The organism is Providencia vermicola (assembly GCF_010748935.1).
Taxonomy (GTDB): Bacteria; Pseudomonadota; Gammaproteobacteria; order Enterobacterales; family Enterobacteriaceae; genus Providencia; species Providencia zhejiangensis.
This window is the reverse complement of record NZ_CP048796.1, coordinates 1,647,998-1,664,900: the sequence shown is the minus strand read 5'-3', so window position 1 is coordinate 1,664,900 and position 16,903 is coordinate 1,647,998. Positions and strand designations below refer to the sequence as shown.

At 42.2% G+C, this 16,903-nt stretch carries 15 protein-coding genes; 1 reads left to right on the top strand and 14 read right to left on the bottom strand.

Annotation, left to right across the window (positions count from 1 at the left end; all coding sequences use genetic code 11):
- Positions 1–54: 54 nt before the first annotated feature.
- From G3341_RS07350 to trmJ, 14 genes are all read right to left on the bottom strand, one after another.
- A complete protein-coding gene (locus tag G3341_RS07350; RefSeq protein ID WP_163861025.1) occupies positions 55–5,103 on the bottom strand; it encodes an alpha-2-macroglobulin family protein in 5,049 nt (1,682 codons plus the stop codon).
- A gap of 340 nt (positions 5,104–5,443) precedes the next feature.
- Positions 5,444–5,746 carry a hypothetical protein gene (locus tag G3341_RS07345; RefSeq protein WP_244316490.1) on the bottom strand — a complete coding sequence of 101 codons (303 nt, stop codon included), beginning with the start codon at positions 5,744–5,746 and terminating at the stop codon, positions 5,444–5,446.
- Between the two features lie 121 nt (positions 5,747–5,867).
- Positions 5,868–6,806: an Rpn family recombination-promoting nuclease/putative transposase gene (locus G3341_RS07340; protein WP_163861024.1), complete on the bottom strand. Its 939-nt coding sequence runs from the start codon at positions 6,804–6,806 to the stop codon at positions 5,868–5,870.
- A gap of 478 nt (positions 6,807–7,284) precedes the next feature.
- Complete coding sequence (locus G3341_RS07335; RefSeq protein ID WP_154625155.1) at positions 7,285–7,740, bottom strand: enhanced serine sensitivity protein SseB C-terminal domain-containing protein; 456 nt, start codon at positions 7,738–7,740, stop codon at positions 7,285–7,287.
- A 94-nt stretch (positions 7,741–7,834) separates the two neighbouring features.
- Positions 7,835–9,130 carry an aminopeptidase PepB gene (pepB, locus tag G3341_RS07330; RefSeq protein ID WP_154625156.1) on the bottom strand — a complete coding sequence of 432 codons (1,296 nt, stop codon included), beginning with the start codon at positions 9,128–9,130 and terminating at the stop codon, positions 7,835–7,837.
- 157 nt (positions 9,131–9,287) lie between these two features.
- On the bottom strand, positions 9,288–9,488 hold the full coding sequence (gene iscX / locus G3341_RS07325; protein WP_154625157.1) for a Fe-S cluster assembly protein IscX: 201 nt from the start codon (positions 9,486–9,488) through the stop codon (positions 9,288–9,290).
- Positions 9,489–9,521: 33 nt separating this feature from the next.
- Positions 9,522–9,857 (bottom strand): ISC system 2Fe-2S type ferredoxin, encoded by a 336-nt coding sequence (gene fdx / locus G3341_RS07320; protein ID WP_154625158.1) that lies wholly within the window; start codon positions 9,855–9,857, stop codon positions 9,522–9,524.
- Between the two features lie 2 nt (positions 9,858–9,859).
- Positions 9,860–11,710 (bottom strand): Fe-S protein assembly chaperone HscA, encoded by a 1,851-nt coding sequence (gene hscA, locus G3341_RS07315; protein ID WP_154625159.1) that lies wholly within the window; start codon positions 11,708–11,710, stop codon positions 9,860–9,862.
- Between the two features lie 11 nt (positions 11,711–11,721).
- The gene (gene hscB / locus G3341_RS07310) at positions 11,722–12,243 is read right to left on the bottom strand and encodes a co-chaperone HscB (protein ID WP_154625160.1); all 522 of its coding nucleotides are present in this window, start codon (positions 12,241–12,243) and stop codon (positions 11,722–11,724) included.
- Between the two features lie 107 nt (positions 12,244–12,350).
- Positions 12,351–12,674 carry an iron-sulfur cluster assembly protein IscA gene (iscA, locus tag G3341_RS07305; protein ID WP_004921385.1) on the bottom strand — a complete coding sequence of 108 codons (324 nt, stop codon included), beginning with the start codon at positions 12,672–12,674 and terminating at the stop codon, positions 12,351–12,353.
- A gap of 150 nt (positions 12,675–12,824) precedes the next feature.
- Entirely contained in the window at positions 12,825–13,211 is a 387-nt protein-coding gene (gene iscU, locus G3341_RS07300) for a Fe-S cluster assembly scaffold IscU (RefSeq protein ID WP_154625161.1), read from the bottom strand.
- Between the two features lie 24 nt (positions 13,212–13,235).
- A complete protein-coding gene (locus G3341_RS07295) occupies positions 13,236–14,450 on the bottom strand; it encodes an IscS subfamily cysteine desulfurase (protein WP_154625162.1) in 1,215 nt (404 codons plus the stop codon).
- Positions 14,451–14,568: 118 nt separating this feature from the next.
- Entirely contained in the window at positions 14,569–15,066 is a 498-nt protein-coding gene (gene iscR / locus G3341_RS07290) for a Fe-S cluster assembly transcriptional regulator IscR (RefSeq protein ID WP_154625163.1), read from the bottom strand.
- A 106-nt stretch (positions 15,067–15,172) separates the two neighbouring features.
- Positions 15,173–15,904 carry a tRNA (cytosine(32)/uridine(32)-2'-O)-methyltransferase TrmJ gene (trmJ, locus tag G3341_RS07285; protein WP_154625164.1) on the bottom strand — a complete coding sequence of 244 codons (732 nt, stop codon included), beginning with the start codon at positions 15,902–15,904 and terminating at the stop codon, positions 15,173–15,175.
- A 124-nt stretch (positions 15,905–16,028) separates the two neighbouring features.
- Here trmJ and suhB point away from each other — a divergent pair, with 124 nt between their 5' ends.
- Complete coding sequence (gene suhB / locus G3341_RS07280; protein WP_154625165.1) at positions 16,029–16,832, top strand: inositol-1-monophosphatase; 804 nt, start codon at positions 16,029–16,031, stop codon at positions 16,830–16,832.
- Positions 16,833–16,903 lie beyond the last annotated feature (71 nt).

The following is a 16,903-nucleotide window of genomic DNA, read 5'->3' as shown; positions in this document are numbered from 1 at the left end:
AAAGAAATAGCCCTTATACGACTAGCACTACACAGTATAAGGGTTTAGCAAAGATTAACGAACGATTTCTAATTGACCACTAGCATTACCGACAGCTCGCCATTCAGGCACATACATGGATTCCACCTGTGGAACAGGAATGTTGTATACACCCGGCGTCACCGCTCTAGCTAAATACACTAAAGTGGTTGGTTTATACTGCTGTACCTCAACGGCAGCGACAAAACGGTCGTCACGATATTCCATATGACTGATTTGTGCTTGCTGCATATCATCGATCACTTCTTGTAAGTTTGGCGCTGTTTCGCTGAGATTTGCACTGCTGTTTGCCAAATTTTGGTTTTCTAGTTCTAAACCTGCTGGCAATAAATCAACGACTAATGCATCAGGAACCATCTGTGAAGCGTTTACTTCCAACTTCACAACTACCATTTCGCCCGATCTTAAACGGTCAAGTGTAATTGGTTGGCCTTGTAAATCTAAATAGGTACGTTTCACACTTAATACATTGGAACTCGGCGTTGGTGTATACATCGGGTATCCCACCACATTCAAACGGCTATACAATGTATTGGTACCCGCATTTTCAATGCTGTAGCCTGTTTGTAGCTGTTGTTTGCTCAAGAACTCATTGACCGGTTTGTCCGATGTCATTGGTGGCTCTTGACCATTGATAACCGCTTTCCATGGCGTTTCGGAATCATTCACATAATAACGACCCGCTAGATACAACGCATTACTCTCTTGAGTTGAGAAGTACTGTTGTGAAACTAGGTTATTGGACAATATCTGTAGTTTTTGATCACGCGATTTCGGCATTAATTGATGTTCATTTAATAAAGCCACTATCATTGCATCGTCACGGATCGTTGAACCATAGTCACCATCATAACTGTAACGACTACGCTGTTTTTTCAATCCATCGATAATGGCGCTGTCACCACGTGCCTTATCTCCCATGAGATTCAATGCGATCCCTAACTGCACTAGCGGTAACCCACTATTGGATTCATTGGTCCTAGAGTACAATTGGCGCAAGGCTCCTAAAGGAGCTTTCTGCTGTGTGGCCAATACCAAGCCTGCATAAGCTTGAGCAGCAAAGCGCGATGCATCCGGATTATTGGTATATGGATAATTGATTTGATTACCATCTTGTAAGTAGCTTAACAAACGGCTATTTGCATTCACTAACGCATCTTGAGGTACTGAATAGCCTCGTTGATGAGCTCTATTTAAAAAATCTGTTGCGTAAGCCGTCAGCCAATACTCTTCGCGGCCATTCCGATCCCACAACGAGAAACTTCCATCAGGACGCTGCATGCTTAATAAGTGCGGAATACCGATTTCAATGGCTTTCCGACGATCATCATCCGTTTGTGATTTCACACCCAGCTTCGTTAATTCCGCTTGCGAGGAGTACAGTGAAGGATATAGTCCGCTGATCGTCTGCTCAAGGCAGCCATATGGATATGCAAATAACTCACGAATATAACGTGCGATTTGCAGTGGAGGACGACTCGTCAACAGTACCTGCCCTTCAAGCGTATCCGGTGATAAACCGCGCAACTCTTCCGTTGGTAATGTCCATTGTTCACCGGGCTCAATCGCAATCGCATAAGAAAGAGTTTCTGCTGGTTGAGCAGGACGTACTCCGACTTTCCAACTATTACTGTATTCTTTCAATGACTCGCCGGGGATGTTAATACCATTGATTGTCATCGACACTTGACCTTCCCCATAACCGTAATCAGCACGAACAGGTAAGGTAACTGTTGTTCGTTTGCCTTTCACTAAAGAGAGTTCTTTCGAGGTCGCCCCATCTAATTTCACCATACCCGAGGCTTTAAAGGTCACCGTGACATTTTGTGTATTATCAGTTGTGTTAGTCAGATCCAGTGCAAAGTAAGATTTATCACCACCAGCCATAAAACGTGGCATCGACATTTGTGTAATCAATGGTGCGGCAACCACAACTTTACTGTCGGCATGACCAAAATCTTTGTCATTCCAAGCTTGTGCCATCACGCGTAATTCCCCATTAAAATCAGGGATTGGTAATGTGATTTCACCTTCACCATTTTTATCCAGTGTCACAGGTTGAGCTTGTTCCGCAATGATTTGCACTTCTGTTAGCGGCTTCATTCCTCCACGCTCTAACGCGGCTTCTTCACTATCACCACCAAAGCGCAGATTAGCAAGTTTGCCCTGCCCCTCAATCAAGTGACCATATACATCGTATTGGTCTACGCCATAACGTTTGCGCCCAAAGAAGGCTTCATACGGATTAGGGGTTTTAAAATCAGTAATGTTCAAGACACCCGTATCTACCGCGGACAACAACACATTCACTTTTTCAGGTAATGGTTTACCATCTTGCGCGGTTGCTTTCACTTTAACGGTAAGATCTTGATTAGGTCGCATCTTTGTGGGTGCGGTCAGTGATAAGCCAATTTTACGATTCTCATCCGCCAATGGTAGATGGAGTACACCGATAGCGCGTTTTACTGTCGCCTCTTTCGAATCATCCCCTGGGCGTACAACTACCGCAGTGATATAAAGATCATGGCGTGCCCATTCTTTATTAACAGGCACTTCAATTTCCATCCCTTTTTCAGGGACGTCAATCTCTTGCCACCATAGCGGACCACTACTGGATTCAAGCAAAATATAGCCTTTGCCCGCTTTAGGAGATTCCACTCGAACTTTTGCTTTTTCTCCAGGTAAATATGCAGGTTTATTTAAGCTTAGTTTTACTTGATCAGGGCGTATAGCCCCATTACCACCCGCATTATCTTGCCATGAATAACCCGCCCAAAATTGTAGGCTGCTAACTAATTTATTATCTTCATTAATCACTTCAAGACGGAAAGAACCCCAATCAACTGGGAAAGACACTTTCGCAGTACCATCTTTTTCAATCTTGATGTTTTCATTCGCCATCATCAAATCTTTTTGATCATAATTTGATGTCCAGCCACCACTTTCTGACCAGCTCCAGAAATAATCACGGCGTTCATAGACTAAACGAGCGGTTAAATTTTCGGCCGCAAGCTTATTACCTGCCGCGTCAGCAAATACCAGTTCAAATTCAGCAAGAGAGTTTTCATCGACGTTATAGCGCTGTGTGTAACGGTCAGTCCGATAATCATAAATTTCTTTTTTATTAAATAATGGACGAATACCAACCATTGCTTTCGCCGGCCATACCGCCTGTTCTGCTCGGCGAGTCACAGGGCGCCCCCCCGCTTCCAATAAACTCGCTTGTGCAATAACTTTAATTGGTGAACGCAAAGATTCCCAATTACTCTGGGGTACAGCGATAACGGTTTCACCACTATCATTTAATGTTAAATCAAACTCATCCAGCTTACGTTGTAGCCCTTCCTCATTTTCAAAACCAAATTCAAAACCGGGTAGTTTTGCTACCGCTTCACGGTCAGGTCGAATAAAAATTTGTCCTTGAAGTTCATTACCTGCGGCTGGTGCGCCATATAAATAACGCCCCTGAATATCAAACTCAACAGGCTCATTATTCAGAATAGGTTTTTCTTGAGCACTCATCTCCAATGCCATGCGCTCAGGCATGAAATCTTCAACGTTGAATTTATAGTAACGCAACGGTGAACCATCACCTAAATCAAAGCGTAAAGACCAGCCGCCTGTTTCAGCGGATTTTGGAATTTCGTATTGATACTGGTATAACCCATTGTGATCTTGTTCAGGCTGCCACACAAAACTTCTAACGACTTGCCCATCGGTTTTTAAAACATCGACTTTAACTGGCTGAGCCTTAATTGGCTGGCCATCACCATCACGTAATAAACCATTCACCAATAACAATTCACCTGGGCGATACAAATCTCTAGGGCCAAACACAAAGAACTGTTTTGCATAACCAACTGGACCTGAAATATCAAACTCGGATAAGTCTAGTGCTGGCTGTGTCAGGTCAATCATACTTGTTTGACCATCAAGGGTCGCTAACAATAGTTTCCCACCCGCTAACTTATCTAATTTGGCATGCCCATCACCATCAGTAGTGGCTTTATTAACTAATTGCCCTTTTTCATCAAGAATACGTAATTCCACGCCTTTTAGTGCAGAACCTTTTGCCAGTGATTGTGTAAATACATCAACCTGATCTTGATAGCTATGCAATGACACGCCAATATCACTGAGCGTAAATACGGTTGCAGGGAATTGATAACTATAGCTACCTGCTTTTTGCATAATCGCTAAATAAACACCATCTTGCTGGAGTTCTTTAATCTCTTTCAGCGGCAATAAAACCGTTTCACGAGTATTTTTGGTTGGATTTAGGTCAAAACGCCCTGTGTAGGCAAGTTCGGTTTTATTGAGGAACTCTTCTGAATACCAATATTCATAATTACTACGGTATTGCCACATTGCCAAAAATTGTGGCAATTGTTTTTCATCAATGCGGAAAAAGTTCACATCCACTTTATCGACATTCAATGCGATAACTGGCAAGCCTTGTGCAACTTTGCTAGGTAATAAGGAGCCTTTACTTGCAAACCCAACTGTCGGGATAATTTGTGCCGTTTGTAATTTTTTCTCAAATGGTTGAGTTATTGTCCGTTCATTGACCGCTTTGATCCCCGTATTGACCGTAAGATTTAGCTCTCTTGATGGCGGTATATGGCGAAAGCGCAACTCCATTTGATTATCAGATAGCTCCCAAGCGCCATCTAACTTACCTGATTTAACATCAACTAAATTTAAAAATTGGCTAAAATCTTGGTTTTGCTCTAGGGGAACAGAGAAAGTAACGACAATTGCACTCGCGCCATCTAGCTGTAACTCAGAGGCATCAAGAATCGTTAACTCTTTACCTGCATAACGCTTGATCATCTCTTCTTTAGATAATTTCGTTGCAGATTTATTTTCCGTTGCAAGTGGTGCAGTCTTCGTTGGATTTTCTACCGTTGATTTGTTTTCTGCTGCAATATTTGTATCTTTTTTGCTTGTGTCGTCTGTGTTATCACAACCCGTTAGTGCAATGACAGAAGCTAATGCCGCTGCAATATAACGTTTTTTTGTCTTTAGACCCGCCAATGAAGCCCAACTAAAATGTTGATTCATGACCGATTCTTCCTTTAATAGTTAATATATTGAGCTTTCACTCTCATCTAACTCAATGAGAGCAATAAAAATTTTGACCTGATGATAAAATAGGCGAAAACTAAAATAGTTTGTATCAATCAATTATATAATTTAACAGATTGTGCGGTGAGCACCTATAAGACAAAACGGAAAAAATCTTACTATTTGGGGCAATACGGCGGGTGAAATAGGCAATAGCGGGTATAAAAATAATGAGCAAATATATCAATAGAAAATATTGCGACGACTTATAATATGCGAAGACAATAATTCAAGAAAAGAGCGCCTTTCGCATCAACAAAACGGGGAACTTATCATATTATTGAAGAGAAATAAGTTCTTCTCGGCTTAGTCCAGTACTTTCCATAATTAACTCAAGACTAATACCGTTTTTTAAAAGCGTTCTTGCTGTCGCTAGGTTTGCCTCATGCTTTCCTTTTTTAATGCCTTTTTCAATACCTTTTTCAAGGCCTTTTTCAATGCCTTTTTCAATACCTTTTTCAAGGCCTTTTTCAATGCCTTTTTCAATGCCTTTTTCAAGGCCCTCTTCCAATCCTTTCTGGTGCCCTTTTGCCCAGCCCACTTTGGCACCTTTCTCTTGCAAACGTTGTGCAATACTCATAATAACCTCTTGATGCTTTTCAGTTTTTTCACTCAATTGTTGGATTATTTTCTCAACGTTTAAGAGCAATAATTCAAGAAAAGAGCGCCTTTCGCATCAACAAAACGGGGAACTTATCATATTATTGAAGAGAAATAAGTTCTTCTCGGCTTAGCCCGGTGCTTTCCATAATTAACTCAAGACTAATACCGTTTTTTAAAAGCGTTCTTGCTGTCGCTAGGTTTGCCTCATGCTTTCCTTTTTCAAGGCCCTCTTCCAATCCTTTCTGGTGCCCTTTTGCCCAGCCCACTTTGGCACCTTTCTCTTGCAAACGTTGTGCGATACTCATAATAACCTCTTGATGCTTTTCAGTTTTTTCACTCAATTGTTGGACTATTTTCTCAACATTTGCTGCATCCATCGTAAAAAATAAATAATTGAGAATAGTAATAACATCGCTATCAGTATTATAGTGATTATTGAGCGCCTGAGCCAATAAGGAGATCACGTGTTCACTTTCATCCCGTAAATGTTTATGTTTCATGGCTAATTCCATGATGGCAACCTTACGGTAATTAACAAGTTCATTATCATCAATGACTGTGACATCAACCAAGGGAAAAGAGCGGGTATATAAATCCTTCGCCACATCCGCTAATGGAAAACAATCTGTCCATCGTTGTGAATATGGATAAGGCGAGCAATCTCCGTGGTAGAATAAAACAGGCACCACGAGCGGTAAGTGTTTATGACCTTGTTGTAAATGTTGATTCATAGCTAAAAATGCATAATGCATTAATCGCCAAGCCATCAATTTATCAGGTGACGATTGATGCTCAACAAGTAAATAAATATACCCATCACCCTCTGCGGTTTGGACCGAATATAATACGTCAGATAACCGTGAACGCAGCTGTTTATCGATGAAAGAAGAATTGGTTAACGCGAGTGTTTCAAAATCACAGAGCGCATGGATGTGAGCAGGTAAATGAAAATGGAAAAAATCTTTAGCATTCTCTATTTGCGCCATAAAACCTTTAAATGCCGCATCATGAGCTGAGTGTCGTTGTACTTTTTTCATTATTGAGCCTTATCTAAAATAAACCTATAAAAATCATCGTAGATATTTATTTTTAGGTGCAATGGATTATTGCCTTAGAAAGGGCATCACATTTGAAATGACCCTACACTCGTCCTATTTCAAGCGATAACGTGACTCATCACAAACAAACTCATCATAAAGTATTTACGCCGTTAGCATAGCTCAAAGTATCATCTCGTGATCTAGCCATATTGATGTCATTTAACTATTTCTAATTAGCAGAAACAGTGTGCCCCTACTGCTTGTCATTGCACGATAACCGTATCACTTAAGCGCAGAAAGGGTCATTAGCGACTCAGCTACTTCGCCGTGAAAGTTACTCTGAAAAACAGAAGAATTCGAACACGTGCTCAAAATATCGCCCTGCTATTTGGGCTAGAGGAAATAGTGATTAGATAAGAAAGAACAACGGCGGGCCAAAAGCACAGTGAGCCATTATCTAGCCCACTGCGGAAACTTACTTGGTATTTTTAATCGGGATAGTATCGCGTAGCCAACTACCTAACTTACGCTGGTAGAAAGGTTGAACATGTTCAGTGATAAAATGGCTAATCCCTTTTTCAGCTTCGTTAACTAAACAAAAATCAATAGACTCATTATCATTTAAATACTCACAAGCTAAAGTCCCCGCTTGATGAATAATCTCATCGATATTTTCAGTTCCGGGTACAAACTCCAATGCCACCATAAGTATGGCTTCGTCAGTATCATCATCAGCTTGGGCAGAAACTAAAAAGGCACGACGGACTACTTTGTGTTGCTTAAAGCATTCGATTAAAGCTTCCGTCAATGCTTCAGGTTCTGTTTCAAGCACACTGAGTTTTAATGAGGCCCCTTCAGGGATAATTAACTCAGTAAATTCAATATCATTATCGGCGCTTAAAGGTTTATTCGATTCATATTGCTGCGACATGCTCATGCCCTATGTAAAAATAATTGTAACTATAATAAAAAAACAGGCACGAAAAGTCGCCCCTTTCGTGCCTGTTAAGAAAACGAATAACCTTTTAGCCTGCTTTTTTCATCAGCAAGTTCGCAATTGTTCTCACTCCAATTCCCGTGGCACCTTCAGCCCACAGACTAACCGGAGATTTGCGATAAGTGGCTGAACAATCGATATGTAGCCAATTTTGGCGGTAGTTTTCAACAAAATGAGATAAAAATGCCGCTGCGGTACTCGCCCCCGCCGTATTAGATGGTGCTGCGATATTATTCAAATCAGCAAAGCTTGATGGCAGCTGCTGACGGTGGAATTCGGCTAATGGCAGACGCCAGAACAACTCATGTTCTGCATCGGAAGAATCCATTAAGTCAGCCACTAATTTATCGTCAAAGCTGAGTACGGAATGATAGTCGTTACCCACCGCTGTTTTTGCTGCGCCGGTTAACGTGGCGGCATCAATAATTAAAGAGGGTTTTTCTTTACATGCATCAATCAAACCATCAGCTAAAACCAGACGGCCTTCGGCATCTGTATTCATCACTTCCACTGACTTACCATTACGGTAACGAATGATATCACCTAATTTAAACGCGTTACTACTGACCATGTTATCCGCCAAACAGAGGAATAACTTGACGCGTTTTTTCAAACCACGATTAATCGCCAGTGCCAATGAACCAACCAATGTTGCAGCACCGCCCATATCTGCCTTCATTGAATTCATTGATGCAGAAGGTTTAATACTGTAACCACCTGAATCAAAGGTAATGCCTTTACCAACAAGACAAGCAAAAACAGGTGCATTCGCATTACCAGTTGGGTTGTAATCCAGTGCTAATAAGGCCGGAGAGCGGTTTGAGCCACGACCGACAGTATGGATACCTGCATAACCTTGCTCAAGTAGGTCTTCGCCTTTAATAATGCGATAGCTGATTTCTTCAGCTCCGATGTGGCATAGTAAATCAATAGCACGTTGCGCTAATTGCTCAGGACCTAGCTCTTCAGCTGGCGCGTTAATCACATCACGCACCCAATCAATCGTACGGATACGACTTTCTAACTCTTGGCGTTCAGCTTCTGGCAAAATTGGCCATTCAATTGTTCTCGCCCCTTTTGGTGCACGGAAACCTTGCCAAAATGCCCAACTTTTTTCCAGATCCCAACCTTCACCTGTCAAAGAAACATTACGAATACCTTGGCTATCCAATTTACGTCCTGCGCTTTGTACTGCACAAAGCTTGCCTGGATGTTTTAAATGAATAGTGATTCCTTTATCACCAGAACTGATCAGTGCACCTTCACCCCAACAAGGAGCTGCGGCTTCAAATGAAATCATTACTGGCATAATCTGTTTTGTCATTGTTTCTCCCACTTTATCTGTTTTTTTACAGGCAGCTTTTATCTATTTCTATAGCTGATAAAAGTAACTTAACTTATTAGAGGCTAAATAGGTATCAAGATAGTGCTCATAAATAAAAACCGGACTGTTCGCCCGGTTCATCGATTCAATTTGGCCATTATTCAAACTCATCTAGCCAAACTAACAAAATGGCTTCTAAGATTTTTTCATTAGATTTTTGTGGGTCATCATCAAAATCTTCTAATTCACAAATCCATTGGTGCATATCTGTGAAACGTACTGTTTTTGGATCCAAATCCGGATACGCATCATACAATGCTTCGCCGATTTCTCGGCTATTAGACCATTTAAGGCTCATCTTCGTTTCCCCACACAGTTGATTGTATCAGTATCAATGTTCACGAGCGTGATTAATTGTATATTTTGGGATCTCAACAACCAAATCTTCGTCAGCAACGAGCGCTTGACAGCTTAAGCGACTTTCTGGCTCTAATCCCCACGCTTTATCAAGCATGTCATCTTCTAATTCACTGCTTTCTTCTAGGGAATCAAATCCTTCACGAACAATACAATGACATGTAGTACAAGCACATGATTTCTCGCATGCATGCTCAAGTTCAATACCTGAACGCAATGCAACATTTAAAATCGACTCGCCCTGTTGTGCATCAACAACCGCACCTTCCGGACATAACTCTGTATGAGGTAAAAAAACTATTTTAGGCATAATTATATCTCATCCACAGATTGGCCTGATAACGCTTGACGAATAGAAGCATCCATTCGACGCGCAGCAAACTCCTGTGATTGCTTATCCAGTTGTTTAATGGCATTCTCAATAGCGGTAGGGTCTGTACCTTCTACCGCTTCAATTAAAACATTGACTGCATTATCAATCGCTGACTCTTCTTCTGGAGTCAATAGATTGGCATCTTGTGCTAATGCACTTGTCAAACTTTCAAGGACTCTTGCAGCTTCAACTTTTTGCTCCGCTAAGCGGCGCGCACTAAGATCATCTTGCGCGTTAGTCATTGAATCTTTAATCATGCTTGAAATTTCAGTATCCGTGAGACCATATGATGGTTTGACTTGAATCGAAGCTGCAACGCCTGTCGATTTTTCCATGGCACTCACGCTTAATAAACCATCCGCGTCAACTTGGAAGGTGACACGAATATGTGCGCCCCCCGCTGGCATCGGAGGAATATCACGTAATGTAAAGCGGGCTAATGAACGACAATCAGCAACCATCTCACGCTCACCTTGAACGACATGAACCGACATCGCCGTTTGCCCGTCTTTAAACGTGGTAAATTCTTGAGCTCGTGCTACAGGTATCGTGGTATTACGGGGAATAATTTTTTCTACCAGTCCGCCCATTGTTTCAAGGCCTAGAGATAGAGGGATCACATCCAATAATAGCATGTCGCTATCCGGTTTGTTTCCGACCAAAATATCCGCTTGAATAGCCGCTCCTATTGCAACCACTTTATCTGGATCAATCGAGGTAAGGGGCTGTTTGCCAAAGAACTCGCCCACTTTATTTCTGACGAGAGGCACACGCGTCGAACCACCAACCATCACCACATTAAGTACATCTTCTGGCTCTACTTGTGCATCTTTCAAGGCACGACGACACGCCATCAGTGTACGTTTTACGTGGTTTTGGATCAGTTGCTCAAAGACATCACGTTGAATTTCACCTTGCCATTGTGGCAAGTTAATTGATGCTGTATTTGCCTCACTGAGGGCAATTTTAGCGTCTGTAGCGACATTTAATAACTGACGGGTTAAATGGTGGTTACCTTGAGTGACTAAGCCTGCTTGCTCTGCAATCCACTGTGCTAGCACATGGTCAAAATCATCACCACCCAAGGCTGTGTCGCCACCTGTCGCTAACACTTCAAAAACACCACGACTCAGGCGTAAGATAGAAACGTCAAATGTTCCTCCGCCTAAATCATAAACGGCAATAACCCCTTCTTGTCCTGAATCAAGACCATAAGCAATAGCGGCAGCCGTAGGCTCATTTAACAAACGCAGGACATGCAATCCTGCAAGACGGGCTGCATCCTTTGTACCTTGGCGCTGGGCATCATCAAAGTAAGCAGGAACAGTGATCACCACACCGTCCATTTCCCCCCCCAACGTTGCTTCTGCCCTCTTCGCTAGCGTTTTTAAAATGTCAGCAGAGACTTGAATCGGATCAACTTGCCCCGCAGCGGTTTGAATAAACGGTAAACCATTTTCACTTGCCGTAAAATTATAAGGTAGCTCAGGATAACGCTGTTGAATATCGGCCAATGAACGCCCCACCATCCGTTTGACGGAGATGATGGTATTTACAGGATCGCGTTCAGCTAATTGTTTCGCTGCCCAGCCGACCTGTTTATTATCAGCCTGATAATTAACAACAGAAGGTAATAAATAGCGTCCTTCGTGATCAGGCAAAGCCGCCGCCTCACCGCTACGCACAGTCGCTATCAAAGAGTGAGTTGTGCCGAGATCAATACCCGCTGCTAACTTACGTTGGTGAGGTGCAGCCGTCATACCCGGTTCGCTGATTTGCAGTAAAGCCATAATCGTTTCTCTTAAAAATCATCCAGTAAACGTTCTTCGAGCTGTTCTGCCTGTTGTTGCAGTTTATCGAGAAAACGTAATTTTCGTACTGTGTCAGCCGCCTGTTCCCACTGCTCACGATCAAGTTGTTCAACCATCACAAGAGAGCGCGTTTTTTGCATCTGTTTTACTTTAGCCATAAACTCAGTGAGTAAATCGTTCGCCTCACTGTGGCGCTCGATATTGTCTAGTTCTTCGCGTAGCTCAAGTTGTTCCATTAAAAATGCAGTATCATGCATAGTATGTTGTTCGTTATTAATATCAATACCTTGTAATAACAACAGATATTCTGCACGTTTTAGTGGATGACGAAGGGCTTGGTAAGCCGCATTTATGGTTGCAGCCTGCTGAAGCGCTTGCATTTTTTCCTGTTCAGTACAGGTTGCAAAGCGATCTGGATGATATTGACGCTGTAGCGATTGAAAACATTGAGCTAGTTGTTCATTGTCTATCGCATAGCTGGGTGTTAACCCAAAAAGAGTAAAATAATCCATAAGTGCTTAGTTTCTCGAACTAGAATACCAATGTCGTTTAACAGCACCTACCTATCGTGTAGCTCACGAAAAGCGCATTGGTTAAGAATATTGTCTATAGAAAGACGTTATACGTGAAAGCTTTCCCCACAGCCGCATTCACTGCTGACATTAGGGTTATTAAATTTAAAGCCTTCGTTTAAACCTTCTTTGACAAAATCCAGCTCAGTGCCATCTAAATAGACGATACTTTTGCCATCAACGATCACTTTGACACCCTTATCTTCGAACACAGTGTCTTCTTCATTGATAATATCTGCAAATTCGAGAATATAAGCCATTCCTGAACAACCGGATGTTCTCACACCAAGGCGTAAACCTTCGCCTTTACCACGGCTTGCAAGAAAAGCTTGAATACGTTGCGCAGCACTTTCTGTTAGAGAAATAGACATTGCGAACCTCACTATAGAAACAAACAAGGCAGATACCCACTTAATCGCAGCATCCGCCTTCAAAATCATCATTATTATACCGACCAATGGTTCTGTCGCACAGATTTTATTTATCTATGTTTCTACAACCTAGAGGCCGGAATTTAAGCATTATTTGCCTTGGCGTTTGCTTTTATAATCCGCAATGGCTGCTTTAATTGCATCTTCCGCTAGAATTGAGCAGTGAATTTTCACTGGTGGCAATTCTAACTCTTCCGCGATAGCGGTATTTTTAATCGCTTCTGCTTCGTCTAGGCTTTTGCCCTTCATCCACTCAGTCACGAGTGAGCTTGAAGCTATGGCTGAACCACAACCGTAGGTTTTGAAACGTGCATCTTCAATGATGCCATCATCATTGACTTTAATTTGCAGTTTCATCACGTCACCACAAGCAGGCGCACCAACCATACCGCTACCCACACTTGGATCGCTATTATCAAATGAACCCACATTACGTGGATTTTCATAATGATCGATTACTTTTTCGCTATATGCCATTTTTAAGCTCCTGAAACTGTCTGATTAATGGTGAGACCATTCGATGCTGTTAAGATCTACGCCGTCTTTGAACATTTCCCATAAAGGAGACAGTTCACGTAAGTGGCCAATTGCGCCATGAATCTGTTTGATTGCATAGTCAATTTCTTCTTCTGTTGTAAAGCGCCCTAAAGAAAAACGAATTGAACTATGTGCAAGTTCATCATTCATTCCCAGTGCACGTAAAACATAAGAAGGTTCAAGGCTTGCAGAGGTACATGCAGAACCTGAAGATACAGCCAAATCTTTGAGAGACATCATCAGCGATTCACCTTCAACATAGTTGAAGCTGACATTCAGAATATGTGGCGCGCCGTTCTCTAAGTCACCATTAAGGTGCACTTCTTCAATATCTTTAATCCCATTCCACAAGCGTAAACGTAATTCACGTAACCGTGCAGATTCCTCGGCCATTTCTTCTTTCGCGATGCGATAAGCTTCACCCATACCGACGATTTGGTGAACAGGCAATGTACCTGAACGCATACCGCGCTCATGACCACCACCATGCTGTTGAGCTTCAAGGCGAACACGTGGTTTACGACGTACATAAAGAGCACCGATCCCCATAGGGCCGTACAGTTTATGTGCAGAGAATGACATCAAATCAACTTTCAGAGCTGATAAGTCGATAGGCAGTTTTCCGACACTTTGAGTTGCATCGACATGGAAAATAATGTTGCGACTACGGCACATTTCACCAATAGCCGCGATATCTTGTACAACACCGATTTCATTATTCACATGCATAATAGAAACAAGAATGGTGTCGTCACGTAAAGCAGCTTCTAGCTCTTTCAGATCAATCAAACCATTTTTTTGCGGAGCGAGGTATGTCACCTCAAAACCTTCGCGTTCTAATTGGCGGCAAGTATCTAAAACGGCTTTATGCTCCGTTTTACAAGTAACAATGTGCTTGCCTTTCTTTTGATAGAAATTAGCAGCACCTTTGATCGCCAAATTATCAGATTCTGTTGCGCCAGAAGTAAAGACAATTTCGCGTGGATCGGCATTCACCAATTCAGCGATTTGATTACGTGCAATATCAACGGCCTCTTCTGCTTGCCAACCGAAACGGTGGGAACGCGAAGCGGGGTTACCAAAAATGCCGTCCATTGTTAGACATTGCATCATTTTTTCAGCAACACGGGGATCTACCGGTGTTGTTGCTGAATAATCAAGATAAATCGGTAATTTCATTGCTCACTTACTCCAAAAGACAACGTTGTCTTCATTTTCCAATGATACTTGCGGTGCTTAATGGTTGAAACGCCACCACGTTATGTATCTAACTGCAATTTATTAAAATATTGTATAATTAAGCACGGACATTAATAATTGTTTCAGGTGAAAGTCCACCTAATGTTGCACGACGTTTTTCATTATCTTGTCTATCGGCAACATCCATCACTTCCTGATTCTTAACCAGCTCATCAAGGCTAATGCTACTAAGGAAGCTCGTAATTCTGTCACTTAAATCGCGCCATAGCGCATGAGTCAGGCAACGATCACCATTTTGGCAACCTTCTTTGTTACCTTGGCAACGCGTCGCATCAACAGATTCATCAACCGCAGCAATGACTTGAGCAACAAAAATTTGATCGGCATCTCGGCCAAGTAGGTAACCACCACCTGGACCACGAACACTCGACACGAGCTCGTTTTTACGTAAGCGAGCGAAAAGCTGTTCAAGATAAGAGAGGGAAATTCCCTGACGCTCAGAAATATCAGCTAGGGGCACAGGCCCTGTCTGAGAGTGTAATGCGACATCTAGCATCGCCGTTACTGCATAACGTCCTTTGGAAGTGAGTCTCATAACATATACTCCGTGGTAAAATATAGGCCAATTGTGACATTCCCGACTAATTTAGTCAACTATTTACCTGACTAATTTACTCAAGTATTCTGCACGGAGTAACCACTCATTTTTTAGCCCATTTTTCCATCGACGTCAGGATACCACGTAAAATATGTAGCTCTTGGGTTTCAATATGAGCACGGGTAAATAACCGTCTTAATTTATTCATAATTAATCCCGGATGTGCCTTACGAATGAACCCAGACTCATTCAATACGCTTTCAAGATGCACATAAAAACGTTCTATATCTTGTGCAGGGGGATATTCTACCTCAGACGAATCTGAGTTAACCGCATTTTTTTCATCTAAGGCTAAATATGCCATTCTAATTTCATAACTGACTAACTGCACTGCCATCGCCAGATTGAGAGAACCGTATTCGGGGTTGGTTGGAATATAGAGATGGTACTGACATTTCTGCAATTCTTCATTGGTCAACCCGATACGCTCACGACCAAAAATAATGGCAACAGGCGCCGTTTTCGCTTGCTCAACTGATTTTTCTCCACATTCACGTGGCGCAACCATCGGCCAAGAGAGTGTCCGTGAGCGTGCACTAGTGCCAATCACTAACTGACACCCTTCTAATGCTTCATCTAACGAATTGACAATTGTTGCCTGGCCAATGACATCACTGGCCCCCGCAGAGAGCGCAATGGCATGTGAATCAGGTTGTACTTGAGGATTAACAAGATAAAGATTGGATAACCCCATCGTTTTCATAGCGCGGGCTGTAGAGCCCATATTGCCTGTGTGTGAGGTCTCAACAAGAATAATGCGGATATTGTCTAACATGATTTAGTCGTTTTTCAAAAAATAATCGCAAGAGTTTAACACAAAATTGCTTATTGTGACGAACATCTATATAATCCGCCCACTCAATGTTTTTCGTTCTTTAACATTCCAGTGGAAAAAGCCCATGCATCCGATGCTTAATATCGCCATACGTGCAGCACGTAAGGCTGGTAATCATATAGCTAAAAGCTATGAAACGCCTGACAATGTCCAGATTTCACAAAAAGGTTCCAATGACTTCGTTACCAATGTCGATCGTGAAGCTGAACATTTCATTATCGAGATCATCCGTAAATCATACCCAGAGCACACCATCATTACTGAAGAGAGTGGTGAATTACTCGGTAAAGAAGATGATATTCAATGGGTAATTGATCCACTGGATGGTACGACAAACTTCACCAAACGCTTCCCACATTTTTCTGTATCTATCGCTGTTCGTGTTAAAGGCCGTACTGAAGTTGCAGTGGTTTACGATCCAATGCGTAATGAGTTATTTAGCGCTGTTCGTGGCCAAGGTGCACAATTAAACGGTTATCGTCTGCGTGGTGCTGATGCTCGCGAATTAGATGGGGCAATCGTTGCTACTGGTTTCCCTTTCAAACAAAAACAACATTCCGTTGTGTTCATGAATATCATGAGCAAAATGTTTGATAGCTGTGCTGACTTCCGCCGTACAGGTTCAGCAGCCTTAGACTTATGCTATGTCGCCGCTGGCCGTGTTGATGCCTACTATGAAATTGGTTTGAAACCTTGGGATTTCTTGGGTGGTGAGCTAATTATGCGTGAAGCAGGCGGCATCATGACTGACTTCGTAGGTAACCATAACTATTTAGCTTCAGGTAACATTGTTGCGGGTAGCCCACGCATCGTGAAAGATATTTTGTCTGTTATGCGTGAAGAGCTGTCAGAAGCATTAAAACGTTGATCGCGTTGTCGTATCATGATGAAAAAGACGTTGAGCATCGCTCAACGTCTTTCATTTATAACAAAGTCTAA